The following is a 23286-nucleotide window of genomic DNA, read 5'->3' on the forward strand; positions in this document are numbered from 1 at the left end:
CTGCCGGGGCGGCGCCTAGGCCGGCAGTGCCAGCAAACGCTCGATGACGTCGTCCAACCGCTCGGCGACCACGTGCGGAGCGTCGAACACGTCGGACATGCCGCCCTCCACCCGGGTGGCGAAGCCGGCCAGCAGCCCGGCCCGCACGGCCCCGTGGATGTCCCAGGAGTGCGCCGCGACCAGTGCGGTCCGCGCCGGCTCGGCACCGACCCGCTGACAGGCCCAGTGGTATACCGCCGGCGGCGGCTTGAACGAGCTGATCTCCTCCGCCGAGATCACCCCGCGCAGGTAGCTGCGCAGCTGGGCGAGGTCGAGCGCCTCGCGGACCACGTCGGCCGACCCGTGGGTGAACGCGTACGCCGGCACCTTGGCCTTGGCCAGCATGATCAGCGCCGGCTCGACGTCCGGGTGCGGCGGCAGCTCGGCGAACCCGTCCAGCACGTGCTGGACAGCCGCCTCGCTGAGCCGCCGGCCGGTGGTGCTGATCAGCGCCGAACGGGCCACCTCGGCGAACGGCGGCGAGCCACCGGCCAGGGTGAGCGCCATGCCGTCGCGGAGGGTGCGGGCGAAGAACAGCTCCAGCTCGTACTCAGGGCGACCGACGTCGACGAACCGGGAGCGCAGGGCGTCCAGCTGCAGCAACGTCTCGAAGACGTCGAGCAGCACCACCTTGGGGCGTCGAGCCCTGGTGCGCTCGGGCACTCCGGTCGGCGGGGTCATTACCGCACCGCCTCATCGACTAGGGGATCTTGAGGGTGTGACCGGAGAGGAGGGTAACGGTGGGTGTCCAGGCGGTTGCTCCCGGTAGCGCTTAACTGCACGGATTACCCGACGCACCCGGGCAGCGTACAGCGGGGAGAGGGCGTATCCCGGGTACGAAGCCAACCAGGTGGCACTGCCGAGGCTCACCGCGTCCGCACCGGCCCAGAAGTACTCCCGGCAGTCGTCCGCGGTCCGGATGCCGCCGGTGGCGATGATCGGCAGCGTCACGCCGGCGTCCCGCAGCTCCGCCACCACCCGCAGCCCGATCGGCTTGATCGCGCGCCCGGAGAGTCCGCCGTACCGGTTGGCCAGGAGCGGCTCGCCGGTGCGCGGGTCGAGCCGAAGCGCTTTGACGGTGTTGATCGCGGTGAGCGCACTGACCCCGGCCTTCGCCGCGCGCCGGGCGTTGTCCAGGTAGTCCACGTCCGGGGAGAGCTTGAGGATGACCGGGTGGTTGCTGCGCGGCACCGCCTCGGTGAGCACCGCGTCCAGGATCTGGGAGAAGTCGAAGTTCACGTTGTGGCAGGACACGTTGAACTCGACGGCGGCGATGTCACCGGCCGGCACGGCGGCGTTCACCGCGTCGACCAGGCTGACGAACTCCGCCGAGGAGAACCCGCCGAGGGAGATGATCGTGCGCTGCTCACGGGTGCGCGGGTAGTAGTCCCGCAGGTACGCCTCGATACCGACGTTGCACCAGCCGAAGGCGTTGATGAAGCCGCCGTCGACGCCGCGCAGCACCCGGCCGTAGCGCTTGAGCAGCCCGGGGAGCTCCCTCGGTGACCAGTCCTCGCGGGTGGTGAAGTGGCCTTCGCGGGGCTCGACGGTCAACGTCCGGGTGGTCACCGCGCCGAACTCGGCCAGCTGCAGGAACAGCGCCACCGGGCTCATCCCGTAGAACCCCGAGCTGGACACCCCGTAACCGAGCAGGCTGGACGAGGTCACCAGCCGGTTGCGCAGCACGATGTCACCGAGCCGGACGGGCTCGTCGGTTGGCTGCCTACCTCGGGTGAGCGGCACGTACACCTCCTGAAGTGTCCGCTCCATTGTCCACTACCGCCGTCCCCTGCCGCTGCGGCGTCCGGTGGCTCGGGCCGGGAGGCGGGGCGCCGCCGGGAGGCGGGCGACCGGCTCAGCGTTACCGAGCTGCACACCAGGCAGGTTGCCAGCGCGAAAAACCTGCCTGGTGTGCAGCTCGGTAACACGCGGCCGCGGGGGCGGCGGGCTGCGACGGCGCGCGTCCCACGTGGACGTCGCGCACCTCCACCATGCGCGGCGTCGACGGGACATGTGCGACGCAACGTCCGCAACTGCGCGGCCAACGCGTGCGGGCCAGGCCACTCCGGGCCGGGCCACTCCAGGGCCACTCCAGTCCGGGGCCAGGCCACTCCGGGGCGGGCTAGTCCGGGGCGCTGCCGGCGGTGTTGTGCGCGGCGTGCAGCGCCCGCAGTTCGCCGATCGCGGTCACCGCCCGCTGGCCGTCCACCAGCTGGATGGCCGACACCGGTAGGTACTCGTCGTCCGGCAGCTCCAGGCGGGCCCACCGGGCGCCGTCCGGGAAGCTCACCTCGAGCACCTCCGACCAGGGGAGGTAGCGGGTGATCAGCAGGTTGCGGACCTCGACGCCGTCCGCGTCGGCCCGCACCCTGGCCAGGGTGAGGCTCAGCACGCCGAGCGACATGAACAGCCCGAGCAGCACCATCGCCACCTGGTCGTCGGTGTGGAAGTAGACCCCGGTGGAGACGCTGCGCAGCGCCACCGCGACCGCGGTCATCACCACGAACAGCACGACCGCGGCGATCCAGGCCACCCAGCGCACCCGCCACGGCCGGATCACCAGCCGGGGCTCGGCCACCCCGGCCACCCCGGCCACCCCGGCGTCCCCGCCGCTCACCGCGATTCCGCCGCCCGCAGCGCGCGCAGCGCCAGCGCGGTCTGCAACGCGGCCGCGCAGGCGTCGGCGCCCTTGTCCTCGTCGGCGCCGGGCAGCCCGCTGCGGGCCACCGCCTGGTCCTCGGTGTTGCAGGTCAGAACGCCGTTGCCGACCGGCGTGGACTCGTCGAGCGCGATCCGGGTGAGCCCGGCGGTGACCGAGTCGCACACGTACTCGAAGTGCGGGGTGCCGCCCTTGATCACCACGCCCAGCGCCACCACCGCGTCGTGACCCTTGGCCAACTCCTGGCAGATCACCGGCAGCTCCAGCGAACCGGGCACCCGCACCACGGTCGGCGAGGTGATCCCGGCGTCGGCGGCCACCGCCAGTGCTCGTTCCAGCAGCGACTCGGCGATCTTCGGATGCCATTGCGCCGCCACGATGCCCAGCCGCAGACCCGCCGCGTTCAGTTCACCGGAGTCGACCGGCCGGCCCTCGCCACTCATTCGCCCACCTGCCCGGATGCCGTCATACCGCTACCTTGCCGGATCCGGTCCGGGCCGCGCCTGGCCGGGTCCCCCGGGACCCGGGATCCCGCTGTGCCGCCGAGGTGCTCAGGCGGTGACACCGCCGGTGTCCCGGTCGTCCAGGCCCTCCACCGAGTCCAGGTTCGGCAGGTCGTGGCCCATCCGGTCGCGCTTGGTGCGCAGGTAGTGCAGGTTCTCCCGGGTCGGGCGGATGGGCAGCGACACCCGCTCCACCACGCGCAGCCCGTAGCCCTCCAGCCCGGCCCGCTTGTCCGGGTTGTTGGTGAGCAGCCGCATGGACCGAACCCCGAGGTCGACCAGGATCTGCGCCCCGGTGCCGTAGTCGCGCGCATCGGCCGGCATGCCCAGCGCCAGGTTCGCGTCCACCGTGTCCACGCCGGACTCCTGCAGCTGGTAGGCCTGCAGTTTGTGCATCAGGCCGATCCCCCGGCCCTCGTGGCCGCGCACGTACAGCACGACGCCGCGGCCCTCGGCCGCCACCGCGGCCAGCGCCGCGTCCAGCTGCGGGCCGCAGTCGCACCGCAGCGAACCGAACACGTCACCGGTCAGGCACTCCGAGTGCACCCGGACCAGCACGTTCTCACCGTCGCCGAGGTCGCCGTAGACCAGCGCGATGTGCTCGATGCCGTCCAGCACGTTGTCGTAGCCGTAGGCCACGAAGCCACCGTGCGGGGTTGGGATCCGCGCCTCGGCCACCCGCTCGACCTGCTTCTCGAACCGGCGCCGGTAGGCGATCAGCTCCGCGATGGTGACCAGGGCCAGGTCGTGGTCCTCGGCGAACACCCGCAGCTCGTCGGCGCGGGCCATGTCGCCCTCGTTCTTCTGCGACACGATCTCGCACAGCGCCCCGGCCGGCTGCAGCCCGGCGAGGCGGGACAGGTCGACCGCGGCCTCGGTGTGCCCCGGGCGGCGCAGCACACCGCCCGCCTTCGCCCGCAGCGGCAGCACGTGACCGGGCCGGACGAAGTCACTCGCGTGCGCCTCGGCGCCGGCCAGCAGCCGGATGGTGTGCGCACGGTCGGTAGCCGAGATGCCGGTGCTGACCCCCTCCTTGGCGTCCACCGTGACGGTGAACGCGGTGCGGAAGGCATCGCCGTTGGAGTGGTACATCGGCGGCAGGTCGAGCCGGTCGCAGTCGTCCTCGGTGAGTGCCACGCAGATGTAGCCGGACGTGTACCGGACCATGAACGACACCAGCTCGGGTGTCGCCCGCTCCGCCGCGAAGACCAGGTCGCCCTCGTTCTCGCGGTCCTCGTCGTCCACCACCACGACCGCCTTGCCAGCGGCGAGATCGACTATCGCCCGCTCGACGCCCGCGAACCGCTCTTCGAGGGAGTGATATCCCGGGTTGCTCACCACGACCTCGCACCGCCTTCCTCGACGGGCTCCACCGCTTCCGGCGGAGCCTGTCCCACCGGTCCGGGCAGGTAGCCCGAGACCAATCGCTCGACGTATTTGGCGAGGACGTCAACCTCGATATTGACCCGGTCGCCCGACTGCCGCACGCCGAGCGTGGTGTCGGCCAGGGTGGTCGGGATGAGCGCGACGGAGAAACTGTCCCGGTCCACCGAGGCCACCGTCAGCGACACCCCGTCCACCGCGATCGACCCTTTTTCGACCACGTACCGGGCGAGTCCGTTACCCAGCCTGAACCTGATCTCGGCGGTGCGCTCACCCGGTGTGTGCGACATCACGGTCGCGGTTCCGTCCACATGGCCCTGCATGATGTGCCCGCCGAAGCGCTGACCGTTGGACATGGCCCGCTCCAGGTTCACCCGGGCACCGGTCGCGACCCCGGCCAGGCTGGACCGGCGCAGCGTCTCGGGTACCAGCTCCACACTGAAGTCCGCACCGTCCACCTCGACCGCCGTGAGACAGACCCCGTTCACCGCGATCGAGTCGCCGTGGCGGGTGTCCGAGGCGACCACCGGGCCGCTGATCACCAGCCGCACCACGTCGTCCTGCTCGCGGACCTCGCGGACCTCACCGACCTCTTCCACGATCCCGGTGAACATCAGTGCACCCCTCCCCGGTGTGCGGAAACCCGCCCGGCCTGGGCGCGCAGCGCCGCCACGGCCTTGGCCGGGTCGTCCGCGCTGTAGACCGCCGAACCGGCCACGAAACAGTCCACGCCCGCCTCCGCCGCCGCCTCGATGGTGTCTTGGTTGATCCCGCCGTCGATCTCCACCAGCAGGGTCAACTGCCCGGTGTCCACCAGCCGCCGTGCCGTGCGCACCTTGTCCAGCACCTCGCTGATGAATCCCTGGCCGCCGAAGCCCGGCTCCACGCTCATCACCAACAGCGTGTCGTAGTGCCGAAGTATTTCCAGGTACGGCTCGAGCGGGGTGTTCGGCTTGACCGAAAGGCCCGCCTTGGCGCCTGCCGCGCGCAGGTTCGCGGCCAGCTTCACCGGGTCGGCGGCCGCCTCCACGTGCACCGTCACGTTGTACGCGCCGGCTTCGGCGTACCCGATCGCCCACCGGTCCGGGTCGTCGATCATCAGGTGACAGTCCATCGGGATGTCGGTGTGCCGCAGCAACGCCTCCACCACGGGCAGCCCGAGCGTGAGGTTCGGCACGAAGTGGGCGTCCATCACGTCCACGTGCAACCAGTCCGCGCCGGCCACCGCGGCGGCCTCGTCCGCGAGGCGGGCAAAGTCCGCCGAGAGAATGCTCGGCGCGATCATCGGGGGCACGTCCGCAGATTACGCCCGGATGACAGGGCGCGACGCCCGGCCGTGGGGTCGGCTTACCGTGACGACGGTTACCCCCGTTCGGGCGCGCCCGGTCGGACCCATCTGCCGCGCCGCGTCAGCCGGTCCGGCGCAGCAGCGCGAGGAACATCGCGTCGGTGCCGTGCCGGTGCGGCCACAGCTGCACCGCCGGCCCGTCGCCGAGTCCCGGCATCTCCGGCAGCACCTCGCGGGCGTCCAGCCGCTCGACGTTCGGGTGTTTGCGCAGTACCCCGGCGAGCACCCCGTGCGTCTCACCGACGTGCGGCGAGCAGGTGGCGTAGCCGACGACCCCGCCGACCCGGACGTGGCGCAGTGCGGCGGTGAGCAGCTCGCGCTGCAGTGCGGTCAGGCCGGCCACGTCGGACGGCTCGCGCCGCCAGCGGGCCTCCGGCCGGCGCCGCAGCGCACCGAGCCCGGTGCACGGCACGTCCACCAGCACCCGGTCGTACCCGCCGTCCGGCAGCGGCGCCTCCCGGCCGTCGGCCACGTGCACGGTGACCGGCAGCTCGGCGGTGTTGTCGCGCACCAGCTGGGCCCGGTGCTCGGACGGCTCGACCGCGTCCAGCAGGCCGCCCTCCAGCTCGACCAGGCCGCCCAGCATCGCCGCCTTGCCGCCCGGGCCGGCGCACAGGTCCAGCCAGCGTCCGGTGTCGGCACCCACCAGCGGGGCGCTGGCCAGCCCGTAGGCGACGAGCTGGCTGCCCTCGTCGATCACCAGCGCGAGGCCCTGCTTGATCGCGTCGAAGTCGCCGGGGTCGCCGGAACCGGGATCCAGGCGCACCCCGTAGGGCGAGTACGGCGACTGCTCACCGCCGGTGGCCAGCGCCAGCTCCTCGGCGGTGATCACCCCGGGGCGGGCCAGCAGGTGCACCAGGGGGCGCTCGTCGTCGGCGGCCAGCAGCGCGTCCAGCTCGGTCGAGGCCCCACCCAGCGCGTCCGCGAAGGCCTGCGCGATCCACTTCGGGTGGGCGTGCCGGAACGCCAGGTGCCCGATCGGGTCGGTCGCCGCGTCCGGGGCCAGCTGGGCCACCCACTCCGGCTCGGTGCGTTCGCCGACCTTGCGCAGGATGGCGTTCACGAAGCCGGCCGAGCGCGACCCGGCGGAGGACCGCACCAGCTCCACGGTGGAGTCCACCGCCGCGTGCGCCGGGATCCGGGTCCGCAGCAGCTGGTAGGTACCCAGTCGCAGCGCGTCCACCAGCGGCGGTTCGATCTTGCTCATCGGGCGGCTGGCGCAGGCCAGGATCACCGCGTCCAGCAGGCCGCGGGCCCGGCAGGCGCCGTAGCCGAGCTCGGTGGCCAGCGCGGCGTCCCGACCGGAGAGCTTGGCCCGGCGCAGGATGGATGGGAGTGCCAGGTTGGCGTAGGCGTCGCGTTCCCGGACCGCGGTGAGCAGCTCGAGCGCGGCGGCCCTGGCCGGGTCGGTGGCGGGCGGCCGCACGGGGGTGGTCCGGCGCGCGGGCGGTCCCGGGTTGCCCGGGCGGGACGGCCGGCCGGAGCGGCGGGGCGCGTTCATGCCCGCACCTCGGTCAGCCCGCTGCTCGCCGCGACGAACCGCTCGCCGGGCTCAGGGCGGATTCCCCGCGCCCAGTCCGAGGCCGGCATCTCCCGCTTGCCGGCGGCGCGCACGGTCCCCAGCTCCACCGCGCCGGCGGCGGAGCCGACCAGCACCCGGCGCTTCTCCACCCGCAGCTCGCCGGGCAGCAGGCCGGTGTGCTCCACCGGGTGCGCCGGCCCGAGGCCGAGTCGCTCGGCGCGGAACGTGGTCCAGGCGCCCGGTTCCGGGGTGACCGAGCGGATCAGCCGGTCCACCGCGGTCGCCGGCGCGCGCCAGTCCACCTCGGCGTCGGCCACGGTGACCTTCGGGGCGTAGGAGACCCCCTCGGCCGGCTGCGGCACCGGGCGCAGCAGGCCGTCCTCGATGCCGTCCAGGGTGGCCAGCAACAGCTCGGCGCCGGAGCGGGCCAACCGGTCCAGCAGGTCGCCGGAGGTGTCCCGGGGCCCGATCGACTCGGTGACCACGCCGTACACCGGGCCGGTGTCCATGCCCTCCTCCAGCCGGAAGCAGCTGGCCCCGGTCACCTCGTCGCCGTGCCGGACGGCCGCCTGCACCGGGGCCGCGCCGCGCCACGCCGGCAGTACCGAGAAGTGCAGGTTGACCCAGCCGTACCTGGGCACCGCGAGCAGCGCCGGGCGCAGCAGTGAGCCGTAGGCGACCACCGGGCAGCAGTCCGGCCGGTACGCGGCCAGCGAGGCGACGAAGTCGGGCGCGGACGGTTTGGGCGGGCGCAGCACCGGAACGTCGTGGGCGGCGGCCAGCTCGGCCACCGGGGAGGGGGCGAGGCGCCGGCCGCGACCGGTCGGCGCGTCCGGCCGGGTGAGTACCGCGACCACCTCGTGCCGGGGGGATCCGAGCAGCGCGGACAGGGCCGGCAACGCGGCGGTCGGCGTGCCGGCGAATACGAGCCTCACGAGCTATCGAGCCTTCCCGAACAGCGGATGTGGGCTGGTCTTGACGACCGGTGGACTGGCCGGGTCGGCCTGCGCGAACCAGGGCGCGGAGCGGATCTCGGCCATCGCGAGCTTGCGGGTCTCGGCGTCGAGGCGGTCCAGGAACAGCACCCCGTCCAGGTGGTCGGTCTCGTGCTGGATACACCGCGCCAGCAGCTCCGAGCCCGCCACCTCCACCGGGTCGCCGTGCATGTTCCACCCGTTCGCCACCACGTGCAGGTGCCGGCGGCAGTCCCAGTGCATGCCGGGGATGGACAGGCAGCCCTCCGGGCCGTCCTGCATGTCCTCGCCGACCGCGTCGAACGTCGAGTTCACCAGGTGGCCCTCGAAGCCGTCGCAGCGGTAGGTGAAGACCCGCAGTCCGACACCCAGTTGCGGGGCCGCCAGGCCGGCGCCGGCCTCGTCGTTCATCGTGTCGGTGAGGTCAGCGACCAGCCTGCGCAGCTCAGCGTCGAAATCGACGACCTCCGCCGCGCGACTGCGCAGCACGGGATCGCCGAAGAGCCGGATCGGCTGGATTGCCATCGTGGGTTGCCGCTCCCTGGTTGAGCTCGCTGGGACCGCCGACCAGCTTAGTGTTCGAACCGCACCACCCGCCGCCCCTCCCCGTGGCGCACCCCCGTTACCGAGCTGCACACCAGGCACCTCGAACCATGATCGAACCTGCCTGTTGTGCAGCTCGGTAACAACGGGCCGCGCCGGACGGGCGGACCGGGGGCGGTAGGACCCTCCTAGCCGATCTCCTGCGGGTCGAGCTGGACGCGGACCGGGTCCGGCGCCTTGCGGGCCGTGCGGGCCGCCTGGCCGGCGGCCATCGCGGCGGCCAGCGCCCGGCCGTCGGTCCGGGGCACCCGCACCAGCGCCCGCTCGCGGACCGCGCCGGACGGGGCCGGGTCCAGTTCCGCCGGGCCCAGTACCTCGGCCGAGTCGGGCAGCAGGAGCGCCGCGATCAGCTCGGCCACCGCGTCCGGTGCACCGTCCACCGCCGCCATCCGGACCGCCGGCGGGAACCCGACCTCGGTGCGGCCGGCCAGCTCCGCGGCGGCGTGACCGACCGGGTCCCACCGGACCAGGGCGGCTACCACGGCCAGTTCGGGGTCGGCGGCGACCACGACCCGGCCGCCGGCGCCGGCCGGGCGGACCAGGGCGGCCGCGGCCATCCACCGGCGCAGCGTCTCCTCGGCGACCCGCAGGTCCGGCCGGGACAGCAGCGCCCAGCCGTCCAGCAACAGCGCCGCGCCGTACCCGGCACCGCCGGCCACGCCGTCCACCCACGGCTCGGCGCCGGGGGTGGCCACCACCAGCGCGGGACCGGCCGGCACCGTGGCGTGCACGTCGGCGCCGCCACCGGACCCGCGCACGGCCACCCCGGGGAACGCCCGACCGAGCTCCTCCGCGGTGCGCCGGGCGCCGACCACGGTGGCACGCAGCCGGCGGGAACCACAGGTCGCGCAGCGGAACGTCGGCGCGGCCACCCCGCACCAGCGGCAGGTCGGCGAGACGGCGGTGTCGCTCGCGGAGCCGTTCGCCCCCGGACCGGCCCCGGTGCCACCGCCGACCGCGGCGCGCGGCAGCCCGAGCGGGCCGGCGCAGTGCCGGCAACGGGCCGGCTCCCGGCAACCGGCGCAGGCCAACCCCGGCACGTAGCCGGCCCGGGGCACCTGGATCAGCACCGGTTCACCGCGACCGATCGCCGCCCTGGCCGCGTCGAACGCCACCCTCGGCAGCCGGGCGGCGCGGGCGTGCGGGTCGTCCACGAGCTGGGCCTCGGTCTCCCCCACCGGGGTCACCCGGGGCGCGGCGGCGCGCAGCTCGGTGCGCTCGGCGGTCACCTCGCGCGCCCAGCCGGACTCGACCAGCAGCTGCGCCTCGGCGGTCCGGGCGAACCCGGCGACCAGCAGCGCGGCCCCGGTGGCGTGCGCCCGGTGCATCAGCACGTCGCGGGTGTGCGGGTACGGGGCGCGCGGCTCGGCGTGCAGGTCGTCGCCGTCGTCCCAGACGACGAGCACACCCGGATCGGCGATCGGGGCGAACGCGGCCGCCCGGGTACCGACCACCACCCTGCTGTGCCCCCGGCGGATGGCCAGCCAGCTCCGGTAGCGCCGCGCGGGACCCAGGTCGGCGGTGAGCGTGGTGACCCGGTCCTGCCCGAGCAGCTCGCCGCAGGCGGCCGCCACCCGTGCGACGTCCCGCTGGTCCGGGCAGACGATCAGGGTGCCCCGGCCGGCGACGAGTGCCCCGGCCGCCACCTCGGCCAGCCGGCCCGGCCAGTCCTCCCCGGGTACCGGCTGCCACACCGCGTGCGCGCCCCGGCCGGCGGCGACCGCGTCCAGCAGCGCGGCGCCGTGCCGGTACCGCCGCCAGCCGTCCTGGTTCGGGGCGGGGGGCGGCGGTGTCGGCAGGGTTGTCGGCAGGGTTGTCGGCAGGGCTGTCGGCAGGGTTGTCGGCAGCGGTGTCGGCAGGGTTGTCGGCAGGGTTGCCCCGCCCACCGGCTCCGCCTCGGCCCGGGCGTGCCGGGGCGGCACCGCGAGGCGCACCACGTCGGCGAACGTGCCGGCATAGCGGTCGGCAACCGTCCGGCACAACGCGGCCAGTTCGGCGGACAGCACCGGTTCGGGGGACACCACCCGCTCCAGCCAGCCGAGCTTGCCGACATGGTCGGAGCGCTCCACCCGGTCCAGCAGCACGCCGTCCACCAGCCGACCGGAAAACCGCACCCGCACCCGGACCCCCGGCTGTGCGTCGTCGGCCAGCTGGTCGGGCACCTGGTAGTCGAACGGCCGGTCCAAGTGCGCCAACGGCACGTCGACGGCGACCCGCGCGACCGGGAGCTCGGCGGCCGCCCGCCGCTCCCCCCGCCGCGTCGGGCGTGCCGTCGTCACACTGCCCGGTCTATCAGACGGAGCCCGAGTGCCCCGCCGGTGGTCAGGCCCGGAACGATCAGGCCCCGGCGGCGGACTTCAGCGCGTCCGCCCGGTCCGCCCGCTCCCACGGCAGGTCCAGGTCGGTGCGGCCGAAGTGGCCGTAGGCGGCGGTCGGTGCGTAGATCGGCCGCAGCAGGTCCATGTCCCGGATCAGCGCGGCGGGCCGCAGGTCGAACACCTCGGTGATGGCGCCCTGGATCTTGCTCGGGTCGACCACCTCGGTGCCGAACGTCTCCACGAACAGCCCGACCGGGGCCGCCTTGCCGATCGCGTAGGCGACCTGCACCTCGACCCGCTGGGCCAGCCCGGCGGCCACCACGTTCTTCGCCACCCAGCGCATCGCGTACGCGGCCGAGCGGTCGACCTTCGAGGGGTCCTTGCCGGAGAACGCGCCGCCGCCGTGGCGGGCCATGCCGCCGTAGGTGTCGACGATGATCTTCCGCCCGGTCAGCCCTGCGTCGCCCATCGGGCCGCCGATGACAAACCGGCCGGTCGGGTTGACCAGTAGCCGGCACTCCGAGCTGTCCAGCTTCAGCGCGGCCAGCTCGGGTTCCACCACATAGGTCTTGATGTCGCCGACCATCTGGCCGTCCAGGTCGACGTCCTCGGCGTGCTGGCTGGACACCACCACGGTGTCCAACCGGACCGCCTGGTCGCCGGCGTACTCGATGGTGACCTGGGTCTTGCCGTCCGGGCGCAGGTACGGCAGCAGGCCGGACTTGCGGACCTCGGCCAGCCGCCGGGCCAGCCGGTGCGCGAGCGCGATCGGCAGCGGCATCAGCTCGGGGGTGTCGGTGCAGGCGTACCCGAACATCAGGCCCTGGTCACCGGCGCCCTGGCGGGCGATCAGGTCGTCGAGGTCACCCGCCTCGAGCCGGGTCTCGTAGCCGGTGTCCACACCCTGGGCGATGTCGGCCGACTGCGCGCCGATCGCGATGTTGACGCCGCAGGAGTTGCCGTCGAACCCCTTGGCCGAGGAGTCGTAGCCGATCTCCAGGATGCGCTCCCGGACCAGCGTCGGGATGTCCACGTACGCGCTGGTGGTCACCTCGCCCGCGACGTGCACCTGCCCCGTGGTGACCATCGTCTCGACCGCGACCCGACTGCGCGGGTCCGCCGCCAGTAGGGCGTCCAGAACCGAGTCGCTGATCGCATCGCACATCTTGTCCGGGTGACCCTCGGTCACCGACTCGCTGGTGAACAACCGCCGGCTGCCGCTCGCCACTCGCACTCCTCAGTCTGTCGCAGATCGGTATCGCTGATTGCCACTTGAGCCTAGACGACGACTCCCACGATCCCGACGCGGAAGACGCCGCTATCACAACTAGGCCGGCCGATACCAGCCCCAATTGAGCACTGAACGAGACCGAGGCGTTACCGAACGCCATTGCGGTCGTTGACCCCGAATGAATGCGGACCCCGCGACCGTTTCGAGAGAGGTAGACAAAAATGCCGAAGGTTCGAGTTAGTGGACGGATAGCCGCCCTGGTCGGCCTGGTGGTGGCCGCCGCAACCGCGCTCGTGCTGGCGATGGCCGGCCCCGCGCTGGCCGCCGGCAGCCAGCTGACCAGCTGCACCGACCAGGTGCGGGTTCGGTCCCAGCCGAGCACCAGCGCGCCGGTGATCGGCAGCTGCCAGGCCGGCGAGAAGGTTACCGTCGACGAGACCCGCAACGGATTCGCCCACCTGGTGAACAAGCAGGGCTGGGCGTCCGCGGACTACGTCGCGCTGAACAAGCGCAGCGGCAGCAGCTCGAACCACCCCGCGTCCTCGCGCAACAACGACAACGGCAACGACAACGGCGATGCCGGCACCAGCGACAACGGCGACGACAACAGCGACAACAGCGACAACAGCGACAACAGCGACGGCAACAGCGACAGCGGCAGCGACAGCGGCAGCGGCTCGAGCGGCGGCAGCGCCCTCGGCGGACTCTGAGCCATCCCTGGGCCGTGGCCCGTGCTCCTCGATAGGAGTACGGGCCACGGTCCAGCGCTCCGCAGGTCCTTCTCTCCCCATCCGGGCGCGCTCCTCGGCCCCGCCGGCCCACCCAGCCGGCGGGGCCGACTGCATTCCGGACCCGTACTTCAGGACCAGCGGGGGCCCGGGTCGGGTAGCCCGGCAGTGGTCAACTCAACGAAATTCTGGTCAAAATCATGATCAAACCAGAAATACGTCGAGTTGACCATGAACGCCGGTCCAGCTGACCGGCCGGTGCTGGTGACGGCCCGGTCACCAACCAGCAGTGGTTACACCAGGCATCTTCTGGCCGCCTCGGCTGAGCGAGCCGGCTGTGCAGTTCGGCAACAACAGGCTCCTGTGCGGCGACCGTGGCGGGGCGCCCGGTCAACTCGTGTCCACGCGCCAGGAACGAGCTGCACACCAGGCAGGTTGCGACGGCGCGCGACCTGCCTCCTGTGCAGCTCGGTAACAAGAGGCGGGGCCCCGGACGGCGACCGCGAGTCGGGCGGTTAGCCCAGCCGGGCGGCGACGGCGTCCCACACCCGGGAGGCCAGGAGCGCCTTGGACCCGTTGGCCAGCTCGGTCTCGCCACCGTCGGCGGCCAGCAGCCAGCCCCCGTTGTCCGGCTGCTCGAACGCCACGCCGTCACCCACCGCGTTGACCACCAGCAGGTCGCAGCCCTTGCGGGCCAGCTTCGCCCGGCCGTGGTGCAGCACGTCGCCGGACTCGTCGCCGGTCTCGGCCGCGAACCCGACCACCAGCTGGCCGCCCGGGCGCAGCCCGACCAGCTCGACCAGGATGTCGGGGTTGGTGGCCAGGGTGATCGTGGGTGGGCCGGACTCGGTTTTCTTGATCTTGTGCCCGACCAGCGACTCGGGCCGGAAATCGGCCACCGCGGCGGCCATCACGACGGCGTCGGCCTGCTTCGACTCGGCGACCATCACCTCACGCAGCTCCGCGGCGGTGCCCACGGTGACCATCCGCACCGAGGCCGGGGGCACCAGGTCGGCGGTGTGCGCACTGACCAGGGTGACCTGGGCGCCGCGCTGGGCAGCGACCCGGGCCAGCGCGTAGCCCTGACGGCCGGATGATCGGTTGCCCAGGAACCGGACCGGGTCCAACGGTTCGCGGGTGCCCCCGGCGGACACCACCACCCGGCGCCCGGCCAGATCCTGGGGCAGTGCGTCGGGGCGTTCCAGCAGGAGGCGGGCCAGCTCGGCGATCTCCACCGGCTCCGGGAGTCGCCCGGGGCCGGTGTCCACCCCGGTCAGCCGGCCGGCCGCCGGCTCCAGCACCACGATGCCCCGGGACCGCAGCAGCGCCACGTTGTCCCTGGTGGCCGGGTGCAGCCACATCTCGGTGTGCATGGCCGGCACCAGCAGCACCGGGCAACGCGCGGTGAGCAGGGTGGCGGTCAGCAGGTCGTCGGCCCGGCCGTGCGCGGCCCTGGCCAGCAGATCGGCGGTCGCCGGGGCGATAACGACCAGCTCGGCCTGCTGGCCGAGCCGGACGTGAGCCACTTCGGGCACGTCGGTGAACACACCGGTGTGCACCGGCTGACCGGACAGTGCCTCGAAGGTGGCGGCGCCGACGAAGTTGAGCGCCGACTCGGTCGGGATGACCCGGACCTGATGGCCGGACTCGGTGAGCCGGCGGAGCAGTTCACATGCCTTGTATGCGGCGATACCGCCGGCCACGCCGAGAACGACGCGCCGACGGTCGGTCACCAGGGACATGCCCTAACTCACTCGGCGCCTTCGGTGTGCTCGAGCAGGCCTTCGTGGATCTCGCGCATCGCGATGGACAGCGGCTTCTCGCGCGGGCCCGGCTCGACCAGCGGGCCGACGTACTCCAGCAGGCCTTCGCCGAGCTGCGAGTAGTAGTCGTTGATCTGGCGCGCCCGCTTGGCCGCGTAGATCACCAGCGCGTACTTCGAGCTGGCTTTGTCCAGCAAGTCATCGATAGGCGGGTTGGTGATGCCCTCGGGCGTGGTTAGCCTCGAGTTGTCGGTCAGCGGCATGCTCACTCAAAAACTCCTGCGGGGGTCTCGATGGCGGTTCCCCCACCGGGGGCGCCAACTAACAACGATACCAATCGCGGCACGACCTCGTTGATGTCGTCGTTGACCACGGTGATGTCGAACTCGGCAGCCGCCGCCAACTCGTCGCGGGCGGTGGCCAGTCGGCGCTCGACGACCTCCGCGGATTCGGTACCTCGGGAGCACAGTCGGGACACCAGGTCCTGCCAACTGGGCGGTGTCAGGAACACCATCAGCGCATCCGGCCGGGCGGCCTTGATGGCACGGGCGCCGGCCAGATCAACTTCGATCAGTACCGGATCGCCCGCCGCCAGATGTTGCGCGACCGGGGCCGCCGGGGTCCCCGAGCGATGCAGGCCCCGGTGGATCTCGGCCCACTCCAGGAGCTCGTCCGAGGCGATCATGCGATCGAACTCGGCATCGCTCACGAAGTGGTAGTCCCGGCCGTCGACCTCACCGGGGCGCGGCGCCCGGGTAGTCACCGAGACGCTGAAGAACAGCGACGGCAACTCCGGGCGCAGCGCCTTGACCACGGTGGACTTTCCGACGCCGGAGGGGCCGGCCAGTACGACCAGCCGTCCCCTCGCGGCCCCGTCGGTCACTCCGCGTCGAAGTCGGCGAGCAGCGCCTTGCGCTGCCGCTCGCCGAGACCACGCAGCCGGCGGCTCGGCGCGATCTCCAGGCGTTCCATGATCTGCTGGGCGCGCACCTTGCCGACGCCCGGCAGGGCCTCAAGCAGTGCCGAAACCTTCATCTTGCCCAGGACCTCGTTCGAGTCGGACTGGGTAAGAACCTCTTTGAGGTTGGTCCCGCCGCGCTTGAGACGGTCCTTGAGCTCGGCCCGAATCTTGCGGGCGGCCGCGGCCTTCTCCAATGCGGCGGCCCGCTGTTCCTCGGTGAGCTGGGGAAGGGCCACGATCTCCTCCGTCATGTACAAGCTTGTCGTGCTCTGTCGGTGACTCGAACGTACTCACTGACCTTGGCCGCCTCGCAACGGGGGTCCCCTGAGAGCCAGGTCAGGGCCAGGTCAGGACACATAGGGCCGTTTGGCGCAGGCTTTCGTAGGCTCGGCGCGCGGCGGTGTCCACGGATCAACAATGGCGCCCGGCGCGCCGTCCGCGCACCGTGATATGGGCCAACCGGCTGAGAGAACGCCCAGAGCGGATACACCCGTAGCGGCCCCGCGAGAACGCCGGGCGGTCACCGAGTTGCGCCAGCCTGCCCGATCCCGCGTCGGTTCGGCGCCTGATCAGCGCCGGTTCAGCTGGCCAGCGCGGCCCGCCAGGACCGCGCCGCCGCTCGCAGTGCGCCCTGGTCAGGGCCCTTTCCGAGCACCGCGCGGGACACCGCCGGCAGTACCACGCCGGCCACCCCGGCGAACCGGGCCGCCAGGTCCGCCGGCGTACCGCCCTGGGCACCGAGCCCCGGGGCGAGCACCGGGCCGTTCAGCCCGCCCAGTGCCAGCCCGTGGTCGTGGGTCGCGCCGATCACCACGCCGACGCTGCCCAACGGGGCCTGACCGGCGTTCACGGCCGCCGCGCCGTCCACCATCGCCTGCGCCACCGAGTGCCCGGCCGGGTCCGCCTGGACCTGCGCCGTCTGGACCTGCCCGCCCTCCGGGTTCGACGTGCGCGCCAGCACGAAGATCCCGCGCCCGGTGGCCGCCGCGGCGTCCAGCGCCGGGCCCAGCGAGCCGAAGCCCAGGTACGGCGACAGCGTCACCGCGTCGGCCGCCAACGGGCCGCCGTCGGCCAGGTAGGCGTCCGCGTAGCCGCCCATGGTGGAGCCGATGTCACCCCGTTTGACGTCCAGCAGGACCAGCGTGCCCGCCTCCCGCGCGTCGGCGAGCAGCCGCTCCAGTACCGCGATGCCGGCCGAGCCGTGCCGCTCGAAGAACGCCGACTGCGGCTTGAGGATCGCGACCTCGCCGGCCAGCGCGGCCACCGCGCCCCTTGCGAAGCGCTCCAGCCCGGCCGGGTCGTCGTTCAGCCCCCAGGCGGCCAGCAGCTCCCGGTGCGGGTCGATGCCGGCGCACAGCGGCCCGTGCGCGGCCACCGCCTCGGTCAGCCGCGCCCCGAACGTGGCCACCACCGGGCCGGCGGTCACTGTGCCGCCTCAGCGGGAGGGAGTGCTTCGGCGCGGGCCTTGCCGAGCGCCGCGTGCAGGTCCTGCAGCGAACGCACCTCGAGCCCGCCCCTGGTCAGCGCCTCGATGCCCTGTACGGCGGCCGCGGCGGCCTGCACCGTGGTCAGGCAGGGCACCCCGCGCGACACCGCCGCGGTCCGGATCTCGTAGCCGTCCACCCGGGGCCCGGGGTTGCCGTACGGGGTGTTGATGATCATGTCGACGCCGCCGTCCAGGATCAGCTCGACGATGTTGTCCGGGCCCTCGAAGTGCTTGCGCACGATGGTCACCGCGATGCCGTTGCGGCGCAGCACGTCGGCGGTCCCCGTGGTGGCCAGCACCTCGAAGCCGAGGTCCGCCAGCCGCTTCACCGGGAAGATCATCGCCCGCTTGTCCCGGTTGGCCACCGAGACGAACACCTTGCCGCTGGTCGGCAGCGAACCGTAGGCGGCCGCCTGCGACTTGGCGAACGCGTTGCCGAACGAGGTGTCGATGCCCATCACCTCGCCGGTGGACTTCATCTCCGGGCCGAGCAGCGAGTCCACGCCCTTGCCGTCCGGGGTGCGGAACCGGTGGAACGGCAGCACGGCCTCCTTCACCGCGACCGGTCCCAGCAGGTCCGAGCCGGGCAGCACGCCGCCGTCGCCGTGGGCCGGCAGCAGGCCCTCGGCGCGCAGTTCGGCGATGGTCGCGCCGAGCATGATCCGGGCGGCCGCCTTGGCGAGCGGGACGGCGGTCGCCTTGGACACGAACGGCACCGTGCGCGAGGCGCGGGGGTTGGCCTCCAGGACGTAGAGCGTCTCGCCGTGCAACGCGTACTGCACGTTGAGCAGCCCGCGCACCCCGACGCCGTGCGCGATGGCCGCCGTGCTGTGCCGCACCGCGTCCAGGTCGGCGCGCCCGAGGGTGATCGGCGGCAGCACGCAGGCCGAGTCGCCGGAGTGCACCCCGGCCTCCTCGATGTGCTCCATCACGCCGCCGAGGAAGATCTCCGCGCCGTCGCACAGCGCGTCCACGTCGATCTCGATCGCGTCGTCGAGGAACCGGTCCACCAGCACCGGGTGTTCCGGGCTGACCTCGGTGGCCCGCTGGATGTAGCCCTCCAGCGTCTCGTCGTCGTAGACGATCTCCATGCCGCGCCCGCCGAGCACGTAGGACGGCCGCACCAGCACCGGGTAGCCGATCTCCTCGGCGATCTTGCGCGCCTCCGCGTACGAGGTCGCGGTGCCGTAGCGCGGCGCGGGCAGCCCGGCGCGCTCCAGCACCGCGCCGAACGCGCCGCGGTCCTCGGCGAGGTTGATCGCCTCCGGCGAGGTGCCCACCACCGGCACGCCCGCGTCGGCCAGCCGCTGCGCCAGCCCCAGCGGGGTCTGCCCGCCGAGCTGCACGATCACCCCGACCACGCCGGGGCCGCCGGAGCCGGACTCCCGCTCGGCGTGCACCACCTCGAGGACGTCCTCGAAGGTCAGCGGCTCGAAGTAGAGCCGGTCCGCTGTGTCGTAGTCGGTGGACACCGTCTCCGGGTTGCAGTTGACCATGACGGTCTCGTAGCCGGCCGCCCGCAGCGCCATCACGGCGTGCACGCACGAGTAGTCGAACTCGATGCCCTGCCCGATCCGGTTCGGCCCGGAGCCGAGGATGAGCACCTTGGGGCGCTCGGTCTGCGGCGCGATCTCGGACTCGGCCGCCGGATCGGTCTCGTAGGCGCTGTAGTGGTACGGCGTGAGCGCGGCGAACTCGGCGGCGCAGGTGTCCACCGTCTTGTACACCGGGCGCACCCCGAGCCGGTGCCGCAGGATGCGCACCCCGTTCTCGCCGGCCAGCTCCGGGCGCAGCGCGGCGACCTGCCGGTCGGACAGCCCGTGGCGCTTGGCCCGCAGCAGCAGGTCGGGGTTCAGCACCGGGGTGTCCAGGATCTCGGTACGCAGCTCGACCAGCGAGGCGATCTGGTCGACGAACCACGGGTCGATGCCGGTGCGCGCCGCGACCTGCGCGACCGTGGCACCGAGGCGCAGCGCCCGCTCCACCCCGTAGATCCGCCCGTCGGTCGGGATCGCGATCTCGTCCAGGGTGGACTCGAGGGTGGCGCCGTCGGGATCCGGGCGGGTCCAGAACCCCGCCTCCTTGGTCTCCATCGAGCGCATCGCCTTGCCCAGCGCCTCGGCGAAGCTGCGACCCAGCGACATCGCCTCGCCGACGCTCTTCATCGTGGTGGTCAGCGTCGGGTCGGCGCCCGGGAACTTCTCGAAGGCGAACCGGGGGATCTTGACCACGACGTAGTCCAGCGCCGGCTCGAAGCAGGCCGGGGTCTCGCCGGTGATGTCGTTGCGGATCTCGTCCAGGGTGTAGCCGACCGCGAGCTTGGTGGCGATCTTGGCGATCGGGAACCCGGTGGCCTTCGAGGCCAGCGCGGAGGACCGCGACACCCGGGGGTTCATCTCGATGACGACCAGGCGGCCGGTCTCCGGCTGCACCGCGAACTGGATGTTGCAGCCGCCGGTGTCCACGCCCACCGCGCGCAGCACCTGGATGCCGACGTCGCGCATGTGCTGGTACTCGCGGTCGGTCAGCGTCATGGCCGGCGCCACGGTGATCGAGTCGCCGGTGTGCACGCCCATCGGGTCCAGGTTCTCGATCGAGCAGATGACGACCACGTTGTCCTTGCGGTCGCGCATCAGCTCGAGCTCGTACTCCTTCCAGCCCAGCACGCTCTCCTCGACCAGGATCTCGGTCACCGGGGAGGCGTCCAGCCCGATCGCGCCGAGCCGCTCCAGGTCCTCCGGCGTGTACGCCAGCCCGGAACCCAGCCCGCCCATGGTGAACGACGGGCGCAGCACCACCGGCAGGCCCAGCTCGCCGGCGGCGGCCCTGACCTCGTCCATCGAGTGGCAGACCGCGCTGCGCGGCACGTCCCCGCCGATACCGAGCACGATGTCCTTGAACTTCAGCCGGTCCTCGCCGCGCTGGATGGCGTCGAAGTCGGCCCCGATCAGCTCAACGCCGTAGCGCTGCAGCACGCCCTGCTCGTGCAGCGCGACGGCGGTGTTCAGCGCGGTCTGCCCACCCAGGGTGGCCAGGATCGCGTCCGGCCGCTCGGCGGCGATCACCTTGGCGACGAACTCCGGGGTGATCGGCTCGACGTAGGTGGCGTCCGCGAACTCGGGGTCGGTCATGATCGTCGCGGGGTTGGAGTTGACCAGGCTGACCCGGATGCCCTCCTCGGCCAGCACCCGGCAGGCCTGGGTGCCGGAGTAGTCGAACTCGCAGGCCTGGCCGATCACGATCGGCCCGGAGCCGATCACCATCACGTGCCGCAGGTCTTCCCGGCGTGGCATCAGCGGGCTCCCGTCGGGTTGGTCATGAGATCCACGAAGCGGTCGAACAGGCCCGCCGCGTCATGTGGACCGGCCGCCGCCTCGGGGTGGTACTGCACGCTGAACGCGGGGACCTCCAGCGCCCGGACCCCCTCGACGGTGCCGTCGTTCGGGCAGCTGTGGCTCACCTCGGCGCGGCCGAACGGGGTGTCGAACTCCTCCCCCGGCTCACCTTCCAGCGCGAACCCGTGGTTCTGCGCGGTGATGGCCACCGTGCCGTCGGTGTGGTCGATGACCGGGATGTTGATGCCCCGGTGGCCGTAGCGCATCTTGTAGGTGCCCCGGCCCAGCGCGCGGCCGAGGATCTGGTTGCCGAAGCAGATGCCGAACAGCGGCAGCCGCCGGTCCAGCACCTCGCGGGTGAGCGCCACGACGGCGTCGGCGGTGGCCGGGTCGCCGGGGCCGTTGGACAGGAACACCCCGTCCGCGCCGAGCTCCAGGATCTCGGCCAGCGTCGTGGCGGCCGGCAGCACGTGCGTCTCGATGCCCCGCGCCGCCAGCATCCTCGGGGTGTTCGACTTGATGCCCAGGTCCGGCGCGGCCACGGTCAACCGGCGTTCCCCGGCGGCGGGTACCACGTACCGGGTCGGCGTGGTCACCTCGCCGGTCAGGTCGGCACCCTCCATCGAGGGGCTCCGCCGCACCCGCTCGACGAGTTCGGCCGTGTTGGTCACCGCACCGGCCAGCACCGCGACCTCCGAGCCGGAGAACACCCCGGCCCGCATCGCGCCGCGTTCGCGCAGGTGGCGGACCAGTGCGCGGGTGTCGATACCGGCGATGCCGACGACGCCCTGGGTCGCCAGCTGGTGCTCCAGGGTGTCCTCGGAACGCCAGTTGGACGGCACCCTGGCGGGGTCGCGCACCGCGTAGCCGGCCACCTGGATCCGGGTCGACTCGTTGTCCTCGGCGTTCCAGCCGGTGTTGCCGATCTGCGGCGCGGTCTGCACCACGATCTGGCGGCAGTAGGACGGGTCGGTCAGCGTCTCCTGGTACCCGGTCATCCCGGTGGTGAACACCGCCTCGCCGAGCGCGGTGCCACTGGCGCCGTAGGACTCGCCGGTGAACACCCGCCCGTCCTCCAGCACCAGCAGGGCGGTCCTGCTGTTCGGGTCGCTCATTTGCGTATGTCTCCGTCCCGCGCGGTGATCCGCCCGCGCAGCACCGTGGCCACGACCTGGGCGGGCAGTCTCATGCCCTCGTAGGGGGTGTTGCTGGCCAGGCTGGCGAGCTTCGCGCCGCGCACGGTCCATTGTGCGTCCGGGTCGACGAGGGTCAGCGTGGCCGGCTCGCCGACCGCCAGTGGGCGGCCCTGGTCGGGCAGCCCGGCGATTTCGGCGGGACGTTCGGACAGCACCCTGGCCACTCCGCGCCAGTCCAGCAGGCCGGGCTCCACCATGGTGTGCACCAGTACCGACAGAGCGGTCTGCAGGCCCAGCATGCCCGGCCGGGCGGCCGCCCACTCGCAGTCCTTGGCCTGCGCGGGGTGCGGTGCGTGGTCGGTGGCCACGCAGTCGATGACGCCCTCGGCCAGTGCGGTGCGCATCGCCGCCGTGTCGGAACCGGTGCGCAGCGGCGGGTTGACCTTGTTGACCGGGTCGTAGCTGGTCAGCACGGCGTCGGTGAGCAGCAGGTGGTGCGGGGTGACCTCGGCGCTGACCCGCACGCCGGCCGCCTTGGCCGCGCGCAGCACCTCGATGGTGCGCGCCGACGAGACGTGGCAGACGTGCAGCGCGGCGCCGGCGTCCCGCGCCAGCGCGCAGTCGCGGGCCACGATGGTCTCCTCGGCGGCCGCCGGCCAGCCGGCCAGCCCCAGCCGGGCGGCCACCGCGCCCTCGTGCGCCTGGGCGCCGTCGGTCATCCGGGGGTCCTCGGCGTGCTGGGCGATCACGACGTCCAGCGCGGTGGCGTACTCCAGTGCCCGGCGCATCAGCACCGGGTCGTGCACGCAGTGCCCGTCGTCGGAGAACATCCGCACCCCGGCGCCGGAGGCCGCCATGGTGCCCAGCTCGGCGAGGCGCTCCCCGGCCAGCCCGACCGTCACCGCGCCGACCGGGTGCACGTCCACCAGGCCGACCTCGGCGCCGCGGCGGTGCACGTGCTCGACGATCACCGCGTTGTCCGCGACCGGGTCGGTGTTCGGCATTGCGAAGACGGCGGTGAACCCGCCCAGCGCGGCGGCGGCCGACCCGGTCTCGATCGTCTCGGCGTCCTCGCCGCCCGGTTCGCGCAGGTGGGTGTGCAGGTCCACGAACCCGGGTAGCACGACGAGCCCGTCGGCCTCGATCACCTCGGTGTCGTCCGGGTTCTCCAGCCCGGTGCCGATCTCTGGGCCAATTTCAGCGATAACGCCGTCGGCCAGCAGCAGGTCGACCGGGTCACCTTCGCCGTACAGCCGGGCACCCTTGATCAACAAGTTCGAACCAGTCATCGTCATCC

21 protein-coding genes are annotated in these 23286 nt (G+C 72.7%); 1 reads left to right on the plus strand and 20 read right to left on the minus strand.

The genetic code is table 11. The annotated features are described in order from the left end of the window. Positions 1–15 precede the first annotated feature (15 nt). From ACTXG6_RS38870 to metK, 12 genes are all read right to left on the minus strand, one after another. The gene (locus tag ACTXG6_RS38870; protein ID WP_445184306.1) at positions 16–720 is read right to left on the minus strand and encodes an HAD-IA family hydrolase; all 705 of its coding nucleotides are present in this window, start codon (positions 718–720) and stop codon (positions 16–18) included. A gap of 12 nt (positions 721–732) precedes the next feature. Continuing rightward, entirely contained in the window at positions 733–1809 is a 1077-nt protein-coding gene (locus ACTXG6_RS38875) for a dihydroorotate dehydrogenase (RefSeq protein ID WP_445184307.1), read from the minus strand. Between the two features lie 352 nt (positions 1810–2161). Beyond that, positions 2162–2656, minus strand: coding sequence for a PH domain-containing protein (locus ACTXG6_RS38880; RefSeq protein ID WP_445184308.1), 495 nt, complete (start codon positions 2654–2656; stop codon positions 2162–2164). Then, positions 2653–3141: a 6,7-dimethyl-8-ribityllumazine synthase gene (gene ribH / locus ACTXG6_RS38885; RefSeq protein ID WP_445184309.1), complete on the minus strand. Its 489-nt coding sequence runs from the start codon at positions 3139–3141 to the stop codon at positions 2653–2655. Before ribH ends, ACTXG6_RS38880 begins: the two co-directional genes overlap by 4 nt. Before the next feature lie 108 nt (positions 3142–3249). After that, positions 3250–4542: a bifunctional 3,4-dihydroxy-2-butanone-4-phosphate synthase/GTP cyclohydrolase II gene (locus ACTXG6_RS38890; RefSeq protein WP_445184310.1), complete on the minus strand. Its 1293-nt coding sequence runs from the start codon at positions 4540–4542 to the stop codon at positions 3250–3252. Then, positions 4536–5198, minus strand: a complete 663-nt coding sequence (locus ACTXG6_RS38895; RefSeq protein WP_445184311.1) for a riboflavin synthase — start codon at positions 5196–5198, stop codon at positions 4536–4538. Before ACTXG6_RS38895 ends, ACTXG6_RS38890 begins: the two co-directional genes overlap by 7 nt. After that, the gene (gene rpe / locus ACTXG6_RS38900; RefSeq protein WP_445184312.1) at positions 5198–5869 is read right to left on the minus strand and encodes a ribulose-phosphate 3-epimerase; all 672 of its coding nucleotides are present in this window, start codon (positions 5867–5869) and stop codon (positions 5198–5200) included. The genes ACTXG6_RS38895 and rpe overlap by 1 nt, the downstream gene beginning before the upstream one ends. 124 nt (positions 5870–5993) lie before the next feature. After that, positions 5994–7433: an RsmB/NOP family class I SAM-dependent RNA methyltransferase gene (locus ACTXG6_RS38905; RefSeq protein WP_445184313.1), complete on the minus strand. Its 1440-nt coding sequence runs from the start codon at positions 7431–7433 to the stop codon at positions 5994–5996. Further along, on the minus strand, positions 7430–8389 hold the full coding sequence (fmt, locus tag ACTXG6_RS38910; protein WP_445184314.1) for a methionyl-tRNA formyltransferase: 960 nt from the start codon (positions 8387–8389) through the stop codon (positions 7430–7432). Before fmt ends, ACTXG6_RS38905 begins: the two co-directional genes overlap by 4 nt. A gap of 3 nt (positions 8390–8392) precedes the next feature. Next, positions 8393–8953, minus strand: a complete 561-nt coding sequence (def, locus tag ACTXG6_RS38915; RefSeq protein WP_445184315.1) for a peptide deformylase — start codon at positions 8951–8953, stop codon at positions 8393–8395. A 206-nt stretch (positions 8954–9159) separates the two neighbouring features. Next, positions 9160–11310, minus strand: coding sequence for a primosomal protein N' (locus tag ACTXG6_RS38920; protein WP_445184316.1), 2151 nt, complete (start codon positions 11308–11310; stop codon positions 9160–9162). A 58-nt stretch (positions 11311–11368) separates the two neighbouring features. After that, complete coding sequence (gene metK, locus ACTXG6_RS38925; RefSeq protein ID WP_445190229.1) at positions 11369–12514, minus strand: methionine adenosyltransferase; 1146 nt, start codon at positions 12512–12514, stop codon at positions 11369–11371. Positions 12515–12801: 287 nt separating this feature from the next. Here metK and ACTXG6_RS38930 point away from each other — a divergent pair, with 287 nt between their 5' ends. After that, positions 12802–13290: an SH3 domain-containing protein gene (locus ACTXG6_RS38930; protein ID WP_445184317.1), complete on the plus strand. Its 489-nt coding sequence runs from the start codon at positions 12802–12804 to the stop codon at positions 13288–13290. A gap of 533 nt (positions 13291–13823) precedes the next feature. Here the strand turns inward: ACTXG6_RS38930 and coaBC are convergent. The 8 genes from coaBC to ACTXG6_RS38970 all read right to left on the minus strand — a co-directional run bounded on the left by coaBC (position 13824) and on the right by ACTXG6_RS38970 (position 23278). Beyond that, positions 13824–15050 carry a bifunctional phosphopantothenoylcysteine decarboxylase/phosphopantothenate--cysteine ligase CoaBC gene (coaBC, locus tag ACTXG6_RS38935; protein WP_445184318.1) on the minus strand — a complete coding sequence of 409 codons (1227 nt, stop codon included), beginning with the start codon at positions 15048–15050 and terminating at the stop codon, positions 13824–13826. Between the two features lie 8 nt (positions 15051–15058). Beyond that, positions 15059–15334 (minus strand): DNA-directed RNA polymerase subunit omega, encoded by a 276-nt coding sequence (rpoZ, locus tag ACTXG6_RS38940; protein WP_445190230.1) that lies wholly within the window; start codon positions 15332–15334, stop codon positions 15059–15061. A gap of 2 nt (positions 15335–15336) precedes the next feature. Further along, a complete protein-coding gene (gene gmk / locus ACTXG6_RS38945; protein WP_445184319.1) occupies positions 15337–15954 on the minus strand; it encodes a guanylate kinase in 618 nt (205 codons plus the stop codon). After that, positions 15951–16268, minus strand: coding sequence for an integration host factor, actinobacterial type (gene mihF, locus ACTXG6_RS38950; protein ID WP_445190231.1), 318 nt, complete (start codon positions 16266–16268; stop codon positions 15951–15953). Before mihF ends, gmk begins: the two co-directional genes overlap by 4 nt. 344 nt (positions 16269–16612) lie before the next feature. Next, positions 16613–17458 (minus strand): orotidine-5'-phosphate decarboxylase, encoded by an 846-nt coding sequence (pyrF, locus tag ACTXG6_RS38955; RefSeq protein WP_445184320.1) that lies wholly within the window; start codon positions 17456–17458, stop codon positions 16613–16615. Then, positions 17455–20811: a carbamoyl-phosphate synthase large subunit gene (gene carB, locus ACTXG6_RS38960; RefSeq protein ID WP_445184321.1), complete on the minus strand. Its 3357-nt coding sequence runs from the start codon at positions 20809–20811 to the stop codon at positions 17455–17457. Before carB ends, pyrF begins: the two co-directional genes overlap by 4 nt. Then, the gene (gene carA / locus ACTXG6_RS38965) at positions 20811–21968 is read right to left on the minus strand and encodes a glutamine-hydrolyzing carbamoyl-phosphate synthase small subunit (RefSeq protein WP_445184322.1); all 1158 of its coding nucleotides are present in this window, start codon (positions 21966–21968) and stop codon (positions 20811–20813) included. Before carA ends, carB begins: the two co-directional genes overlap by 1 nt. Continuing rightward, positions 21965–23278 carry a dihydroorotase gene (locus tag ACTXG6_RS38970; protein WP_445184323.1) on the minus strand — a complete coding sequence of 438 codons (1314 nt, stop codon included), beginning with the start codon at positions 23276–23278 and terminating at the stop codon, positions 21965–21967. The genes carA and ACTXG6_RS38970 overlap by 4 nt, the downstream gene beginning before the upstream one ends. Between the last annotated feature and the right edge of the window lie 8 nt (positions 23279–23286).

Source organism: Pseudonocardia sp. Cha107L01, from assembly GCF_052566575.1.